The sequence below is a fragment of the Polaribacter sp. genome (assembly GCF_965660385.1).
GTDB lineage: Bacteria > Bacteroidota > Bacteroidia > Flavobacteriales > Flavobacteriaceae > Polaribacter.
This window is the reverse complement of the sequence record NZ_CBFHZT010000012.1, coordinates 21,018-39,089: the sequence shown is the minus strand read 5'-3', so window position 1 is coordinate 39,089 and position 18,072 is coordinate 21,018. Positions and strand designations below refer to the sequence as shown.

Here is an 18,072-nt window from a genome sequence, read left to right as displayed (position 1 = left end):
AACTAAACTTGCGGAGGATGAAAACTAGAGTTACCTATTAAGTATTTATAATAATTTTGATAACCAAAAACTGCTTTTTTGGTGTTAGGTTTTATCTTAAAATCTATTACTAAAGATGTGTTTTGATGTAGTAAAATATCTTTAAAATCAATGATTTGAAGAGGTGTTTCCTCTGAACTTTTACTGCTTTCTGTTACTTTTTTTAAATGACATTTACCATTACATTGTAACTCAGGTTGATCTTTGTTTTCACACAATTTTTCTATAAAACCAATTGGATCTAAAGTATAATAGATATACGTAAAAGAAACTCTTAACATATTATACAATACAAGACTGCTTAAGAAAATTGCGTAAAGAAGGGTTTTATTTTTTGTAAGAAAAACCAACGAAAGTAACGATTTATATCAAAGTGTTAACGGCACAAATATAAGCTACAAAATTGACTTATTAATGTAACTTGAGTTACTTATAACTTCCTTTTTTCGTAATACCTTTATACAAAGAATTTTAAATTTCAGAAATTATGAAAAAAGTAATTAAAAAAACAGTATATCTTTTTGTGATGCTATCTTTTGTTATAATTATAGAAGGATGTTCAGAAGATTCTAACGATACTCAAGATATGTTTAACAATCAAAAAGACATCGTAAACTTAGACGAAAACACAACAATTTCAGATGAAGATGCAGCAGCATTATTATTTATGATTGAAGAAGAAAAATTAGCAAGAGATACCTATGAATTTTTAGATAAAACTTGGGGTTTAAATCAGTTTGCAAACATTAAAAGAAGCGAACAAACGCATATGGATGCCATTGAAAACTTATTAAAACAACATAAGCTTTCCTATACTATTTTACCAGAAGGCGTTTTTAGCAATCAAGAATTACAAAACCATTATGATAACTTTGTAATCGATGGTGCAAAAAGTGTTGTAGAGGCTTTAAAAATTGGCGCAACCATAGAAGATTTGGATATCAAGGATTTAGAAAACTATGTTTCTCTTACAGAAAATAATACCTTAATAAACGTATATCAAAGTTTAATATGTGGTTCTAGAAATCACTTAAGAAGTTTTATACACGGTTTAGACCTAAATGGTGGCACTTACACTCCTCAATTTATCACTCAAAATACTTTTGATGCGATATTAAGTGGTAGTCAAGAACAGTGCAATTAAGTTTTTGATTGTGGATATTGCAAACATGAAACTTTAAGATTTTTTATTTTTATTTATTCTAAATAAACGATTATATTTGCATTATAAAACTACAAAATGATTGTTTTTTATACAGTAAGGCAACCCATAATTCAATTAGAAAAAGCATCGAGCTGCGAAGCACCATGCTTTTCTAACTGTATAAAACCTAAAAGTAAATGTTGCAATAAATACAAGAAAAAAGGCGTTAATTGTAAAAGATGTCCACATATCTTGTTAGATAAAGCTTCTTAAATATTGCTTTTCAAGTATATTTGCAGCATTAATATTGTTACTTTTGCTTTTTACATTATTTGCTATGAAGCGTCTTTACTATTTACTTATTTTAATTTTTATTGTTTTTATTGCAAATTCTTGTGAGGACAATGGAGTCTTTTTTCCACCTTCAGAAAACAATGCTGTTTTTGAAGTTACTATTGATAATGAGCTTTTTACGACAACAGAGGCTAATTTTATGATAGATGGAGATAAAATTGTCATTAATGCTATTAAAACAAATACAGATGAAGTATTTACCTTAAATGTAGAGAATTTTGATGTTCGTAGTTTTAGTTTTGAAGGTATAAATACTACTGCAAGTTATGTTGATAATAACCCAGCGAGTGCTGGTATTTGGACCACATTTGGCGAAACTTCAAGCAGAGGTAATATAACGTTTACAGCCATTGATTTTGTAAAAAATACAGTTTCTGGAACATTTAGTTTTATAGGTAAAAATGAAGTAACCGAAAGTTCTAGAGCTTTTTCAAATGGAAGTTTTAGTAATATCCCTAAAAGTACACGGCCTATATTAAAAGATAGTTTTACTGCAAAAGTAGATGGTTTGCTTTTTGAAGAAGTAAGCTTATTTGGTAACGCAGTTACCATTGGTACATCTAATTTAATTAGTATTAATGCGCATAAGAGTGCTACAGAAACAATTCGTTTTAATTTTAAGGATACTATTCTTCCAGGTGAATATGATTTTGGGAGTGCTGCCAATCAAACGTATCCAACAGGGCAATACCTTGTTGATGGAAACATTTATGAAGCCGCTGGTAAACTAACGATTACCAGTCATGATACATCTACAAAAAAAATTGTGGGTACTTTTAATTTTGATGCTATCTCTGCTACAAGTACAGATGTTGCACATGCTATTACTGAAGGAGCTTTTAGTATTTCTTATTAGTTAATACAAAGAAAGGCATCAATTAATTTGATGCCCTTCAACCTTTAATTTACTAATAAATAAAATAGCTTCATTAAAAACTACTTTTCTTTTTGCTCAAAGGGTCAACCCCTATAGTACCTTTTAAACTTTCTAAATATGCTTTAGATTTTGCTTTTTTATAAAGTGCTTTTACGCTATCTAAACGAGTTTCGATGTTCATTTCACTAACTAAAACTTTATTATTAGGGTTAGCTATAAAACGCTCTAAATATGCTATTTGACGTTCGTAAAAAGCCATGTCTTTCTGTTGTTTTAATACCAAACGTTCTTGATACCAAGCGCTATTTAAAACATAATCTCTGTTAAAATATTCACGTAATTCTGGGTCACTAATGTCTTTACCTTCATAGTTTCCATACGCCATTATATGTAATAAAATTTGTAAAGGAGGTATTGCATCAGCAATACTGCCATCTTCAAAATAATTTAAAGCTACCTTTTGCTGAGCTTCTACAATGTTGTTAATACCGTCTACAAAATCTTCTAAACTTTGTAATTCTGGCTTTAACATACGTTCACTAAAAACAGCTGTAGGTTCATCAAAAATTCTGTTTAAACAATATAAATCGAATTTTTTTGTAATTCTATACCCTAATCTACTTGCCAAAACTTTTTGCCCTTCAAACTCAAAATCTTCTAATTTTTCTAAAGAACCATTTTTAATTAGATTTTGAGGATCTCTGTCTTTAGGAGTCATTCTAGCCCAAATTTCTGGAATCAATAAACTTACATCATGATCAATTTTATTTTCAGATCCAATATGTCCAGCAGCTGTGCTAAATCCGTTTGATGCCGTTAAAATATGAGATAACAAGGCATTGTTTAAATCGGATGTTGGTGTTAACATATTAAAAGGAGCTTTTGTTAATGCGCCTTCTGAACCAGCACCAGTTGTTGATGGCGATTTACCTGTTAAACTACATATAAAGTCCATGAATAATTCTGGAGTTTCCTGATAGTGAATTGGGTTATACACTGCCAAAGGTCTAATTCCGTTTTCTTTATCAGCAGGATTATTTCTTCTACCAGGTAAAACTGCATTTACAACATGAATTACAGGGTTTTCTTGTTTTATTTTTCTTGTTAAACGTACTCCAATATCAGAAATATAGGAAGCTTCATTCTCTTTATCGAATTTGTTAGGCTCTAAATAACGTGGATTTTTGGTTGGTAATCCATCTTCAATAATTCTTGGGTGAGATGGTAATACAAACTGAATATCATCATCGTCACTATTGATAATTTCTAGGATAAAATCTTTAACAGGTTCTGTGTATTTATCGAAATTTATAGTGTCTTCGTAAATTTCAATAGCATCTTGTTTGGTTAATTTTTCGTAATTCGTTAAGAATCTTCCATCAGAAATAATATCTAATTCAGCACCTTTATCATAACCTCTTACAATGGCTTCATCTGGTCTTTGAAATAAATGAGCTTCACAATTTGTTACTACTTTTACACTAGGGTTATCAAATTCTGGATTTAAGTCTTTAAACTGATTTCTAGGCAACGTAATTGATGCAGAAATATCATCTTCGGTCTGAATTTTTTCACTTGCCGAAAAATCTGAACGTAATTTATTTAACATCCAATTGCCTTGTTGATTGAAACCAATACGAACATAACTACCCACAACAGGAGTATTATTATATAGTAATGATGTGCCTTTTGCGCCATTAACAATCTCTACAGACATCATATCTTTCCAATTTAAATTGGCACCATGTGCTTGTCTAAACATACGTTTTACCAACAAAACAAGAGAACGCACATGAACAGGAATGTTGCTAATAAATTCGTTAAATTCATCAGAATTTTCTTCAGAAGGTGTAAGCAATTTAACAACAGAACCTAAAGTTCTTTTTTCACTTAAAAAAGATCTTGATAAGGGTCTGTCTATGCTTTTATCTTTCCATCTAGTAGAATAATTAAATTCGATAATTTCATCCGCTTTTTTAAAGTCCTCTTCTATATTGTGAATGTTAAAGTTGCTATACGTAATGGCATTTTGCATCGATTTAGAAATCTCAGATTTACCACCACCAGAAACTGTACAAGGTTTATGACAAAATACCCCTTCTGGAAAAGTTTCTACAATGCGCCATAATTTATTTTGAGGATGTTTCTCTAAACGTAATTTATTTCCTGACGGATGTATGTACGTTTTAAATGGAGATAATCTCAATTCTTGTTGTTCGCCTTTATACTCCCAACTAATGTTGTTTTTATTGATGTCAAAATAAGCAGTTTCTGGAATGTAAATTACGTTTGGATAATTTTTATCGATAGCATAATTTTCTGGTTTAACCTCAATACGATCTGCTAATAATGTTTTTACATTCTCAAAAGTATGATCTAAACCATAATATCTAAAGTAATCTTTTCCGTTTACAGTATCTCCCATAACACGTCTTGCGTAGGCAATTGCACCACCAGCATGTTCTTCTTCTACCAAACCATATAAATTTGCGGAATAACTAATTTGAGTTTTAATTTCTTTTTTAGAATAACCATAGTAGTTGTCTGCAATTAAGGTAATTACCACCCCTCTTTCATCTCTACAAGTAATTTTAAAAGCACCACCATTATTGTACAATTCGTTTTCATCTGTCCAGCACATTCCATCTTTTTTCTGACGTGCTGTAGCAGCATCAAAATGAGGTAAACCAACATCTTTTTTCTTTAATTTTAGCAATTGTGGCGCTAAAACAATACAACCTGTATGGCCTGTCCAATGTTCAGTGTCTAGAGCAGCATCGTTTTGTGCAATAGTAGGATCGCCTGCATTACCAAAAATACTTTCAACAAAATCTAAATTACTCACTAAATTACCTGGTGCAAAAAAGCGAACTTCTAATGATTTTTCTGGAATTATGCCTTTTACCTCTGGGCAAACTGTTGGTCTTAACAACATAGAAACCATCACTTTTGCTTTGTCTTCTTGGTTCGCTGTAAATGGTAGTACTTTTAAATCGTCAGCAGGATTAAATGCTGCATTTAAAAAGTGAGCAAAGACTATTTTTGGCACTTCAAATTTATCTAAAGGTACAGGTAAATCTCCTTCAACAATATGAAACGTACCTTTTGTAGTTCTTTTATCATGTAAAGGATTATTTAAAATTCCTTGTTTTAATCTGCTTGAGGTAACTAAATCACTTTTAAAAGAATTGCCATTTGGGGGTAAACTTACTTCTCTTGCTTGCCCTGCTTTGGATAAAATTAAGGTGTCATTTGGTATAGCAATGGCCTTATTGATTTTAATTTCTTTTAAATAATCATCTATAAAACTTTGTATTCTAGTATCTACAGGAGATAGATGACTAGCTAATAATCTCGATTTTTCTTGTAAACTTTTTATAAGTCCGCTTGTTAATTCTTCGAATTTTGGATCTACGAATTTACCTTCTGGATCTTTAAAAGTAGGCTGACCTAATGAAGCTAATTGTAGGTTAATAAACTGAATAATGTCTTTTCTAGATTCTTGCATCGTATTTAGTTTCATGTTATCACATAATTAATAAGACAAAATTAGGGTACCAAGCTTGTAAAAAACCTGTCAAATGTCATATAACCAATAAAAATTAACGAATACGTTTTAGGAATCCTTAAAGAGAAAACAGAATACAGAAAATTAGATACCAAGTTTTTGGCTAGCTAATGGCAGTAGTAGCTTAACAAATTCAGTATAAGCTTTTTCAGAAGGGTGTAAACCATCTCTTGCTACAAAATCGGTGTTGATTAAACCAGTTTTAGTAATTTCTGTAATATTTAAAAAAGTAATGTTTTTGCTTAAGCAATAGCTTTTTATATAGGCATTATACTGCTCAATTTCAATTGAAATTTTTGTATTACCATTTCCAAAAGGGGTAAATGCATAATCAGGAATGGATAAAACAATAAGTTTGCTTTTATCTGAACCAACAGCATTTATAGCCTTATTTATAAGTGTTGGAAACTCTTTTTCAAAAGTAGAAAAAGGTAAATTTTGATACTGATTATTTACACCAATTAATAAGGTTACCAAATTAAAATTTGTATCTAAATTTTCATTTTCTATGGCACTAATTAAATTTCTGGTAGTCCACCCAGTTGTGGCAATTACTTTTAAATTAAACTCAAGTTTATCATTTCTTTGTCGTAAAGAATCTGTTAGCTGTTTAGGAAAACTACAAGTATCACAGACGCTTTGGCCAATTGTATAGCTATCTCCTAAAGATAAAATTCTTATTTTTTCATCAATAATTTCTTCTACAATTTCTTCTTCGATTATTGCACTCTCTGAGTTGTTTTCGCAAGAAAATAGCAGTATTATACTAAAAAATAAACAGGTAAATATTTTATTTAAACGCATTTAAACCAGTAATATCAAGTCCTGTAATTAATAAATGAATATCGTGAGTACCTTCGTAAGTTACAACACTTTCTAAATTCATCATATGGCGCATAATTGAATATTCGCCAATAATTCCCATTCCACCTAAAATTTGTCTTGCTTCTCTTGCAACTTTTAAAGCCATTTCTACATTGTTACGTTTTGCCATTGAAATTTGAGCTGAAGTTGCTTTTCCTTCATTCTTTAAAGTCCCTAATCTCCAAGCTAGTAATTGTGCCTTAGTAATTTCAGTAATCATTTCTGCTAATTTTTTTTGTTGCAATTGAAATTGCCCAATAGGTTTGCCAAATTGTTCACGTTCTTTAGCATAACGTAATGCAGTATCATAGCAATCCATTGCAGCACCAATTGCGCCCCAAGCAATTCCAAAACGTGCAGAATCTAAACATCCTAAAGGCGCACCTAAACCAGATTTATTGGGTAATAAATTTTCTTTAGGCACTTTTACATTATCAAAAATTAATTCTCCAGTAGATGATGCTCGCAAAGACCATTTGTTATGCGTTTCTGGCGTAGAAAAACCATCCATACCACGTTCTACAATTAAACCATGAATTCTACCTTCTTCATTTTTAGCCCAAACTACAGCAACATCGCAAAAAGGAGCATTCGAAATCCACATTTTTGCACCATTTAAAAGATAATAATCGCCTTTATCTTTAAAATTCGATTCCATTCCACCAGGATTAGAGCCGTGATTTGGTTCTGTTAAACCAAAACTTCCCATCCATTCTCCAGTGGCTAATTTTGGTAAATATTTTTTACGTTGTTCTTCATTACCATACGCAAAAATAGGATACATTACCAAAGAAGATTGCACAGAAGCAGTAGAGCGTACGCCAGAATCTCCACGTTCTATTTCTTGCATTATTAATCCGTAAGAAATTTGATCTAAACCAGCTCCACCAAATTCTTCTGGAATGTAAGGTCCAAAAGCACCGATTTCGGCTAAACCATTAATAATTTGTTTTGGGAATTCGGCTTTTTGTGCATATTCTTCAATAATTGGAGACACATCACGTTTTACCCAATCTCGAGCAGCTTCACGAATTAATTTATGTTCTTCAGTTAATAAATCATCAATATTATAATAGTCTGGTGCTTGAAATAAATCGGGTTTCATGTATTTGGATTTTTATTATCATATTATAAATTAATTACAATTTTTTTATGAAATTAATAATATATATCAAAATTAGTAAATGTTATTTGTAAATTTTAGAAAACAGTAATTTTTTTAATGTCGATTATTGCATAGAATTTCAATGGGTGCAACTTTGTTTTCAATAAATTTAATTTTAGAACACCCAAAACTATGTGTCTCTAATCCATAAATAATAGGCGGCTTATTTTTAAAGATGTTTCCTGTCCAAGCTTTGTAGTAATCGATTTTGTTTTTGTTAGTTGATAATGCGTTTAGGTAAGTACTTTCTCCGTTTTCTGTTTTTATTTCTGAAGTGATTTTTTTAAAAATTGTATCTTGAATTATAAGATTTCTGTTTTCTGTTACAAAATATTCACCTCTTTTGTAACCGTAGTTTTGAACATAATATTTGTATTTTGAATATGTAAATGTATAGGTGTCTATTATTTTCTTTTTTTGGTCTTCAGATATTTTTTTGGGAAACAGGTCATTATTGATTTTTTTCCAAACTATTTCTTTAATGTTTCCTGTAAGAAAAGGATTAGCGTTTCCGATTGAAGCTAAATTATCTCCTTTAAGTTTATAACTATCTTTTAAATCGAAACCAATTTCATAATTAAAAACATCTATATCGTCATCTTGGTTACTGTAATCGTCTAAATATGCAATTGTGGCTATGTCTTTTATGCAGAATTTAGTTAGTTTGTCTTTGTTTAAATTCAATATAAAAAGTGTGTCTTTTTCTGAAACCTTTATTTTTTTTAAGATTTTATTTTTGGATGCTTTTGACAGTTTAATGCTTTTCTTTTTTGATAACAAATCATTTTCTGAGATTAAAGTATCTTTATTTTCATGAAAATTCATAAAATACGTATCAGAAATATTTACAAATCCCATTTGTTTTACATTTACTGTTTCAAAAGGTTGTACATAATAGATTTTTAGCTTTGAAAATGTTAAATCTCCTGATAAAAAAGCACTGAAAACATATACGATGTTTTTTTCATTTTCAATTCCATACCATTCACCTTTTATCTTGTTGTTATTATCTAAAATTTCATCATAAATATTGGTTTTTTGTACTACTTTAACCAAGGTGTTTAAAGGAAGTTTCCCTAAAATTTTACCATTTGGTTTTTCTCTAAAGTTTAAGCCAGAAGTAGCACTGATAAAATAATATTCAGGTTTTTGAAGTTTAACAAAGGTTTTTTTAGTAAAGGTATCAGTTTTTGTTTGATGATTTTTGTCGATTTTAACTGACTTTTGACAAGCAATAAAATTAATAATAAGAACAATTAAAAAATAACGTTTTTGCATTTTATAAATTATTAGTTAAAAAGACTTCTAGTTTGTTGTCATTAATTTTTTAGCTATAATTTTCTCTTATTTTATCAATTAAAAAATTATTTTAAATTTGGTTGACTCCATTGATATTTGAGGCATTACTTTAGCTCTTTTTTGACAAGCAAAAGATACACAAATAATACTAAATTTTTATTAAATATTTAGAACAAACCCAAATTAATGTTATTTATATGTTGCTAGGTTTTAGAGTGTTTTTACGAATTGTGTTTTTTACCAATTTTTAGAATACCATTTATCTTGAATAAGTTTATGCTTTTTAAGTGTTATTTTATGGTATTGGTAATATAAAAACCTTTTTTGCATAAATTATTTTTCCATCTCTGGCTATCATGTAGAGTTAAGGAAAGCAATTACGTTGTATTGTTCTTATTTTGTTATCCAATGAAATGAAATTATAAGTAACATTGTGTTTAATAAATTTTTTTAACAAAGCTTATGAACAACACAATTATTTGTAAAAGTTTAAGTTATTTTGTTGTCTAGAAGAAAGATAATATGAAATATATCCTACATTTTTTCGTTTTGTGGCTCCCTTTTTATATAAACGCCCAAACACCACAAAATTTTGGTTTTAGACATCAACAGTATGTTTTTGAAAACGATACAGTTCATGTTTTAATAAAATCAAAAAAAGGTGATGAAAATAAGAAGAAACCACTTTTGTTTTATAATCAAGGATCAAAAGCTGTTCCATTAATCATTCACAATGGTACACAAAGAGTGGCTTACTCTTGTATGTTGGAAGGCTTTGTGGAAGAAAATTATCATTTAGTTATTGTAAATAAGCCTGGTGTTCCGTTAATGGCACATAAAGATAGTTTGTTAGGAAGAGAATATTTTAAAAACAAAGAAGAGTATTTACATACAGAGAAATACCTTAAAAACAACAATCTAACCTATTATACAAAAACAAATCTAAGAGTTTTAGATTCCCTTATAAAATTTCCTTGGGTTGATAAAACCAAAGTAGTTGTAGCAGGTCATTCTCAAGGCTCTAGTGTAGCCTTAAATATTTGTGCAAATTCATCAATTCCAACACATTTAATTTATTCTAGTGGTTTGCCCTATTATTCTACGATAATGTCACTCATTAATAGAAGAAGAATGAAAGAAACTAGCAAGAGCGATCCAAAGATTCATAAATATTTTAAGGATTGGCAAGAAGTTGTTCAAGACACAACAAACTATTATAATCCAAACAGAGATTCAAATAAAATGTTGTTTTCATTCTCAAAATTAGAAAATGAAACTCTATTAAAATTAAAAATTCCAGTTTTAATTTCTTATGGAACAAAAGATGAGTCTTATCCTTTTAATGATATGTTTCATGTAGAAACTATAAAAAAAGGACGCACAAATTTTACGTTTTTTGATTATTTTGGATTAGGCCATAGTTACGAAGTTAAGGTTGATAATAAAGAAATGAAAAAAGACTACCTTAAAACCGTTGTTGACGATTGGTTACAATGGATTAAAGAGAACTAAATTTCTTTAAATTCACTTAATTTTCTTACGTTTGTTTAGTGAGATATACATTAGGTAAAAAGGAAAGATTAAAGAGCAAAAAGTTAATTGAAAACCTCTATAAAAATGGAAAATCAATTAAAGTTTTTCCATTTAGAATGGTTTATTTTCAAACAAATCATACCTCAGATTTTCCTGCACAAGTAGGTGTTTCTGTAGCTAAAAGAAATTTTAAAAAAGCGCCAGACAGAAATCGATTAAAGAGGTTAATGCGCGAAACCTATCGTCTTCAAAAAGAAATCGTTTATGAAAATCTAGAAATACCTTATGTTTTTATGATTTCGTATATTGGGAAAGAAGAAAAATCTTATCAAGAACTGTATTCAAAAATGAATAATTTATTGCATTTATTTATTGAAAAAGTAAAACATACCGAAAATGAAACACTTTAAAATTCAAAAAAATACAATTATAATTCTTTTAATAGGTGCGATTTTTTTATCGTTTTCTTTTAAATCTAATTTTTTTGAAGTTGCCAAACAAATTGAAATTTACAACTCCTTGTTCAAAGAATTAAACATGTATTATGTAGATGAAATTAACCCTGCAGCACTAACAGATAAAGCCATTAAAAACACCTTAAAAGACCTAGATCCGTACACGAATTTTTACAATGCGCAGGATGTTGAAGATGCAAGAATTAGACGAGAAGGTGAATATGCTGGCATTGGAGTTTCTGTATTTTATACTCAAAAAGGCATTCAAATTAAAGAAGTATATAAAGGTTTTTCTGGTGATAAAGCAGCATTAAAAGCTGGAGATATGATAATCTCTGTGAACGGCCAAGCTTTAGAAAATATGGAAAGAGATCAGCTTTCTATGTTTTTAAAAGGTACACCTAATACCACAGTTTCTGTTGAAATTGAACGACAAGGACAATTGTTGAAAAAGGAATTAAGAAGGGAAAAAGTAGTTGTAAACCCAGTTCCTTTTTTTGATATGATTGATGATGAAACTGGTTATATTACGCTAACTCGATTTAACAATAAGGCATCATCTGAAGTTAAAAAAGCTTTTAGAGCTTTACAAAAAAGAGGAATGAAAAAGCTGGTTTTTGATCTTCGTTCAAATCCTGGAGGATCGTTAATGGAATCTATCAATATTGCAAACTTTTTTCTTCCAAAAGGCAAAACTGTTGTTACTACTAAAGCTAAAATTAAAAAATTGAGTAATACTTACAGAACAACTAATGATCCTTTAGATTTAGAAATGCCAGTTGTGGTTTTGGTAAATGGTAGTTCTGCATCAGCATCAGAAATTGTAAGTGGTTCCTTACAAGATTATGATAGAGCTGTAATTATGGGACAACGTTCTTTTGGTAAAGGCCTAGTGCAACGTCAAAAAGAATTGACTTATGGCACACAGTTAAAGTTAACCATATCAAAATATTACACACCAAGTGGGCGATGTATACAAGAGTTAGATTATACCAATAGAGATAAAAAAACAGGAAAGGTTCCAAAATTCTCTGATCGTGGAATTCATAAATTTAAAACTGCAAACGGAAGAGTTGTTTATGATGGTGGTGGTGTACTACCAGATGTAGAAATTCAACAATCTAATAAAACAGCAGCAACAAAAAAACTATTAAACTCTAAAGCTATTTTTAATTTTGCTGTAGATTATTTTTATAAAAATCCAGAAAAAGTGGCTGTAGAAAGTTATCAATTTAAAAATTCTGATTTTAAAGAATTTACCACCTTTTTAAAAACAGATACTACTTTTGTAACTGAGCAAGAGAGCTTGTTTAAAAAGGCATATTTAGCATCAGAAAATAAGAGTATTGATAAAGAGTATGATAAAATAAGATTAAAATTATTTGAAGATAAAATTAACGAGATTTCTAAAAACCAAGATATTATTAGTGCGTTACTCGAAGATGAAATTTTAAATAAATATTACTACAAAGAAACTGTTTATAAACATCACTTAAAGAACGATAAAACAATTTTTAAAGCTGTAGAATTGATGAATAATCAAGACGATTATAATCAGATATTATCAGGGAAATAATTCTATATTTGCAAACCTAAAAATAAGATGCTAAACGCTAAAAACATAGAGAGAACAAGAGCTCAAGAATCTACAAACGCTATAGAGAAATTATATATCTCTATGCGACATTTGTTTAGTAGAGGGTTTTATAAACCTATGGGTATATCTGGAGAAACTTTACGAAAATCATTATTGTTATTAAGGCCAGAAATTTACGGATCGATTGCCGAAGAAAAGATAGAATTAAATGGTTTGGTATATGTTATTGAAAGGCTTCCAGAGGGTATAGAGCAATGCCAATTCATTAACTTAACTGCAGATGAGGGGTATAAAAATTCTAGTTTTAATTCAATTATACCACCTAAAAGAAGAAGAAATTGTTATAGGATTGATAAAGATCAAATGAATATTGAGATTACTAGAGGACGATCTGAAATTTACGATATTTTAACACATCTTACTTTTTTATTCATAGAATCTCATAAAATTCAAGAACGCGTTTCTTTAAATGAAGGTGAAGATTTTACCCGAGAATGGCTTTATTTAGAGGATGTAGTTTTACATAAAAAAAGCATTTCAGACAAAGAAAAAGAAGTGCTCCTTGTTCATTTAGGAAGTATTCTTGGACGTACTTTTGATGAAGTTTCTGACATTTATGAAACCTTTTCTACAGAATACAATCCACATAAATTTTTTCAATTAATTTATTGGTTGGGTAAATTGGCCATAAAAGAAGTTTTTGAAGGTACTAAAAGAACAATAACATTTAGCTCACTTTTGGTAGAAGAAATTGGGCATCATATTTATGGAGAAATTTGGGCAAACGACGTTAAACACATTCTTAAAGAATATGATTTATTAAAAAGACCACTTCATATTATAAGTGCTAACATGCATAGTGTATTAAACACTATTTACGCAGTTGGTGCTTTGCCAAATGAGGCAAAGAAACATAAGGATTTTGAATTGTTTCAGTTATTAAGTAATTCTGATAGCAAACCTTTACAGAAAAAGGTGAAAGATTATGCATCAAAAAACGGACTGATTTACGTAAAAGATACCTCAGGCACTAATATTAATGTACAAATTATTGATACTGATAAAATAAACTTCGATAACTCTACGTTTCAAAGAGTACACTCTTTGCAAGAAAATCCCGTAATTATTGTAATGGATTATGCATTTGGAGAACAAGCTTACGAAACCATGGATGAACTGTTAAAACCCTATAAAGCTGATAATGAGAAAATTCATTTAGATGTAAAGTCGGTTTCCATTATGGGTAAAGCAGGTATTTTAGAAGGTGGTAAAGGAGATATTATGATACCTTCTGCACATATTTTTGAAGGAACCGCAGATAATTATCCTTTTAAAAATGAATTAAAAAAGGAAGATTTAGAAGGGTTTGGCGTAAAAGTGTTTGATGGTTCTATGATTTCTGTTTTAGGAACATCACTACAAAATAAAGATTTATTAAGGTTTTTTTACAATTCTACCTGGAATGTGATTGGGTTAGAAATGGAAGGAGCTCACTATCAAAAAGCCATACAATCTGCATCAAAAATTAGAGGAAATATTTCTAAAGATGTAAAAGTAAGATACGCTTATTATGCCTCAGATAACCCTTTAGAAACAGGTGCAACTTTAGCATCAGGAGGTTTAGGTATGACAGGTGTAACACCAACTTACGCTATTACCCAAAAAATACTAGAACAAATTTTTTAATAATCATAAAACGATTTATAAATAGATTAAAAAAATGTCAACAAACCAACAAAACAAAAATAACGAAGAAGAAGTAGATTTAGGTTCTTTGTTCGTAATTATAGGCAACGGTTTTTCTAAGTTTTTCAATTTTATAGCTAGTATTTTTAAAGGAATATTTCACATAGTTATATCAATTTTAATCTTCTTTAAAGATAATTTTATAAAAATTGCAATTGCAGGGTTAATTGGATTAGTCGCTGGTATTTTTCTTGAGGTAAAAACATCAACTAAATATGGTTCAGAATTATTATTGGAACCAAATTTTAAAAGTGCTAGACAACTTTATAAAAATGTTAATTATTATAATGACTTAGTAAAGCAAAAAAAGATAAAAACACTAAGTAATTTGTTTAATTTAGATTCTTTAGAAGCAGCTTCACTTAAAAAATTTGAAATAGAACCTTTAAGGATTGATAATAATATCATTGCAGCTTATGACGAATTAATTTTGGAGGTAGATACGTTAACGATTAAAAGTTATGAATATGAAGACTTTAAAAAATCATTTACAGATTTTGATTACAAGGTTCATAAAATAACAGTAATCTCAGAAAAAAATGATGTTTTCGATAAATTAGGCGATGTAATTATATCTTCTATTGTAAACAATAAGTATTTTGACCGATTTAAAAGGTTAACCAATGCAGATTTAAATAGAAAAGATTCGCTCTACAAATTAAATTTAGCTCAAATTGATTCTTTGAGACGAGTTTATATGCAGGTAATGTTAGAAGAAGCCAAAAAGCAAACTTCAGGAACCAACATTGATTTAGGAGGTCAAAGAAAAACTACAAAAGAGTTAGAGCTTTTTGAAACAAATAGAAAAATCAATAAAGATTTAAAAGAGATTGTAGAAGAAAAATCAGAAAAGTACGAAGTTATTAATGTAATCTCTAATTTTCAACCCATAGGTTATGAAATTAAAGGAGTTACTAAAAATTATGCTTTTTTATTAGGTGCTTTAGGTGCAGGATTAATGATTACTTTTCTTTTATTAATTAAACTAAATAAGTATTTAGAAAACTATAAAAAATAAAGGATGGAAACCATTTTAGTAACTGGTGGAGCTGGTTTTATAGGGTCTAATTTCATCTCTTTTCTTTTAGAAAAAAATCAACAAATCAATGTAGTAAACCTTGATTTGTTAACCTATGCAGGTGATTTAAATAATTTAAAAGTTGTTGAGAAAAATCCTAACTATACCTTTATACAAGGAGATATTTGCGATAGAGAATTAGTACAAACACTTTTTGAAAAGTACAATTTTTCGGATGTAATTCATTTTGCTGCAGAATCTCACGTAGATAATTCTATAAAAAAACCAGATTCGTTTGTAAAAACAAATGTTTTTGGAACATTTACCTTATTAGATGTCGCAAAAAATTACTGGATGTCAAGTCCAAATCAATATAAAAAAGGCTTTGAAAATTTTAGGTTCCACCATATTTCTACAGATGAGGTTTATGGAACATTAGGTGAAAAAGGGTTGTTTTCAGAAGATACAGCTTATGCTCCAAATAGTCCATACAGCGCATCTAAAGCATCATCAGATTTTTTGGTAAGAAGCTATTTTCATACGTATGGTATGAATGTGGTTACCACCAATTGTTCTAATAACTATGGACCAAAACAGCATGATGAAAAATTGATTCCTACTATTATTAGAAAAGCCATTTTAGGAGAAAATATTCCTATATATGGAGATGGTAAAAATATTAGAGATTGGTTGTATGTTACAGATCATTGTAAAGGAATTGAATTGGTTTTTAAAAAAGGAAAGCCAGGAGAAACGTATAATATTGGTGGCAAAAACGAAAGAGATAATCTATATATAGCTAATAAAATTTGTGAAATATTAGACGAAATTTACCCAAAAGAAAACACGTATAAAATGCAAATTAGTTTCGTAAAAGATAGGGCAGGTCATGATTTTAGATACGCAATAGATGCAACGAAAATAGAACAAGAATTAGGTTGGAAAGCAGATGAAAATTTTGAAACAGGAATTTTAAAAACCATAACTTGGTATTTAGAAAAATATAAGTAATGAAAGGAATAGTTTTAGCAGGAGGTTCAGGTACACGTTTACATCCATTAACATTAGCTGTTAGCAAACAGTTAATGCCTGTGTATGATAAACCAATGATTTACTATCCGCTTTCTACGTTAATATCTGCTGGTATTAGAGAAATATTAATTATTTCTACACCACAAGACCTTCCTTTATTTCAAAAATTATTGGGCAATGGAACTCAAATAGGTTGTAATTTTAAGTATGAAGTTCAAGAAAAACCCAATGGTTTAGCAGAAGCATTTGTAATTGGAGAAGAGTTTATAGGTAAAGATAGTGTTGCACTTATTTTGGGGGATAATATTTTTTATGGAACAGGTTTAGCTAGTTTATTAAAAGAGAATACAAAACCAGAAGGAGGAATTGTATATGCATATCATGTAAATGACCCAGAGCGTTATGGAGTTGTTGAGTTTGATAACGAAAATAATGTATTATCGATAGAAGAGAAACCTACGAACCCAAAATCTAATTTTGCAGTTCCAGGAATTTATTTTTATGATAATGAAGTAGTTTCCATTGCTAAAAGTATAAAACCTAGTAAGAGAGGAGAATTAGAAATAACAGAAGTAAATAATGTTTACTTAAAAAAAGAAAAATTATCTGTACAAATTTTAGATAGAGGTATTGCTTGGTTAGATACTGGTACTTTTAAATCGTTAATGCAGGCAAGTAATTTTGTAGAAGTTTTGCAAGAAAGGCAAGGATTAAAAGTGGGCTCTATAGAAGAAGCAGCTTACAAAAGCGGCTTTATTAATAAAGTTCAATTAAGAGAATTGGTAAAACCTCTTTTAAAAAGTGGTTATGGTAAAAATTTGATGGACATTCAATGAAAATTATAAAAACAGAGTTAGAAGATTGTTTTATTATTGAACCTCATGTTTTTAAAGATGAAAGAGGTAGTTTCTTTGAAAGTTTTAATAAAGAAGTTTTTAAAGGAAAAACAGGTATAGATATTAATTTTGTACAAGACAATCAATCAATTTCTAAAAAAGGAGTAATAAGGGGTTTACATATTCAAAAAGGCGAATATGCGCAATCAAAATTAATACGAGTTATTAAAGGTGAGATTTTAGATGTTGTTGTAGATGTAAGAAAAGAATCTAAAACATTTGGCAAAACGTTTTCTTGTATTTTATCAGAAGAAAATAAAAAACAATTATTTATTCCTAAAGGCTTTTTGCATGGTTTTGCAACTTTAAAAAATGATAGCATTGTTTTTTATAAATGTGATAATTATTATAATAAAGAAGCAGAAGATGGAGTTGTTTATAATGATAGTGATTTGAATATTGATTGGAATTTGAAAGAAGAAGCAGTGATTTTATCTGGCAAAGATGAAGAGTTGATGCAATTTAAAAACTTTAAAATGTAAAAT

15 protein-coding genes are annotated in these 18,072 nt (G+C 29.3%); 10 read left to right on the top strand and 5 right to left on the bottom strand.

The window, feature by feature from the left end; translation table 11 throughout:
• Positions 1 to 2 precede the first annotated feature (2 nt).
• Entirely contained in the window at positions 3 to 320 is a 318-nt protein-coding gene (locus ACTG3V_RS05640; protein WP_439131164.1) for a hypothetical protein, read from the bottom strand.
• Positions 321 to 526: 206 nt separating this feature from the next.
• Here ACTG3V_RS05640 and ACTG3V_RS05635 point away from each other — a divergent pair, with 206 nt between their 5' ends.
• The gene (locus tag ACTG3V_RS05635; RefSeq protein ID WP_439131163.1) at positions 527 to 1,183 is read left to right on the top strand and encodes a DUF2202 domain-containing protein; all 657 of its coding nucleotides are present in this window, start codon (positions 527 to 529) and stop codon (positions 1,181 to 1,183) included.
• 337 nt (positions 1,184 to 1,520) lie between these two features.
• Positions 1,521 to 2,393, top strand: coding sequence for a DUF6252 family protein (locus ACTG3V_RS05630; RefSeq protein ID WP_439131162.1), 873 nt, complete (start codon positions 1,521 to 1,523; stop codon positions 2,391 to 2,393).
• A 73-nt stretch (positions 2,394 to 2,466) separates the two neighbouring features.
• Here the strand turns inward: ACTG3V_RS05630 and ACTG3V_RS05625 are convergent, their stop codons facing one another.
• The 4 genes from ACTG3V_RS05625 to ACTG3V_RS05610 form a co-directional block, all read right to left on the bottom strand.
• Positions 2,467 to 5,937: a hypothetical protein gene (locus tag ACTG3V_RS05625; protein ID WP_439131161.1), complete on the bottom strand. Its 3,471-nt coding sequence runs from the start codon at positions 5,935 to 5,937 to the stop codon at positions 2,467 to 2,469.
• A 129-nt stretch (positions 5,938 to 6,066) separates the two neighbouring features.
• Positions 6,067 to 6,786 carry an SGNH/GDSL hydrolase family protein gene (locus ACTG3V_RS05620; protein ID WP_439131160.1) on the bottom strand — a complete coding sequence of 240 codons (720 nt, stop codon included), beginning with the start codon at positions 6,784 to 6,786 and terminating at the stop codon, positions 6,067 to 6,069.
• Complete coding sequence (locus tag ACTG3V_RS05615; protein ID WP_439131159.1) at positions 6,773 to 7,951, bottom strand: acyl-CoA dehydrogenase family protein; 1,179 nt, start codon at positions 7,949 to 7,951, stop codon at positions 6,773 to 6,775. The genes ACTG3V_RS05620 and ACTG3V_RS05615 overlap by 14 nt, the downstream gene beginning before the upstream one ends.
• A 114-nt stretch (positions 7,952 to 8,065) precedes the next feature.
• Positions 8,066 to 9,289 carry an SH3 domain-containing protein gene (locus ACTG3V_RS05610; protein WP_439131158.1) on the bottom strand — a complete coding sequence of 408 codons (1,224 nt, stop codon included), beginning with the start codon at positions 9,287 to 9,289 and terminating at the stop codon, positions 8,066 to 8,068.
• Between the two features lie 543 nt (positions 9,290 to 9,832).
• Here ACTG3V_RS05610 and ACTG3V_RS05605 point away from each other — a divergent pair.
• From ACTG3V_RS05605 to rfbC, 8 genes are read left to right on the top strand one after another with little or no spacing between them, the layout of a single operon-like run.
• A complete protein-coding gene (locus ACTG3V_RS05605; protein ID WP_439131157.1) occupies positions 9,833 to 10,822 on the top strand; it encodes an alpha/beta hydrolase family protein in 990 nt (329 codons plus the stop codon).
• Positions 10,823 to 10,860: 38 nt separating this feature from the next.
• Entirely contained in the window at positions 10,861 to 11,253 is a 393-nt protein-coding gene (gene rnpA / locus ACTG3V_RS05600) for a ribonuclease P protein component (RefSeq protein WP_439131156.1), read from the top strand.
• On the top strand, positions 11,240 to 12,874 hold the full coding sequence (locus tag ACTG3V_RS05595; protein ID WP_439131155.1) for a S41 family peptidase: 1,635 nt from the start codon (positions 11,240 to 11,242) through the stop codon (positions 12,872 to 12,874). The genes rnpA and ACTG3V_RS05595 overlap by 14 nt, the downstream gene beginning before the upstream one ends.
• Before the next feature lie 27 nt (positions 12,875 to 12,901).
• Positions 12,902 to 14,581 (top strand): DUF6909 family protein, encoded by a 1,680-nt coding sequence (locus ACTG3V_RS05590; protein ID WP_439131154.1) that lies wholly within the window; start codon positions 12,902 to 12,904, stop codon positions 14,579 to 14,581.
• Positions 14,582 to 14,615: 34 nt separating this feature from the next.
• Positions 14,616 to 15,659 (top strand): hypothetical protein, encoded by a 1,044-nt coding sequence (locus ACTG3V_RS05585; protein ID WP_439131153.1) that lies wholly within the window; start codon positions 14,616 to 14,618, stop codon positions 15,657 to 15,659.
• A gap of 3 nt (positions 15,660 to 15,662) precedes the next feature.
• On the top strand, positions 15,663 to 16,670 hold the full coding sequence (gene rfbB / locus ACTG3V_RS05580; RefSeq protein ID WP_439131152.1) for a dTDP-glucose 4,6-dehydratase: 1,008 nt from the start codon (positions 15,663 to 15,665) through the stop codon (positions 16,668 to 16,670).
• Complete coding sequence (gene rfbA, locus ACTG3V_RS05575) at positions 16,670 to 17,527, top strand: glucose-1-phosphate thymidylyltransferase RfbA (RefSeq protein ID WP_439131151.1); 858 nt, start codon at positions 16,670 to 16,672, stop codon at positions 17,525 to 17,527. The genes rfbB and rfbA overlap by 1 nt, the downstream gene beginning before the upstream one ends.
• On the top strand, positions 17,524 to 18,069 hold the full coding sequence (gene rfbC, locus ACTG3V_RS05570) for a dTDP-4-dehydrorhamnose 3,5-epimerase (RefSeq protein ID WP_439131150.1): 546 nt from the start codon (positions 17,524 to 17,526) through the stop codon (positions 18,067 to 18,069). Before rfbA ends, rfbC begins: the two co-directional genes overlap by 4 nt.
• Positions 18,070 to 18,072: the final 3 nt, after the last annotated feature.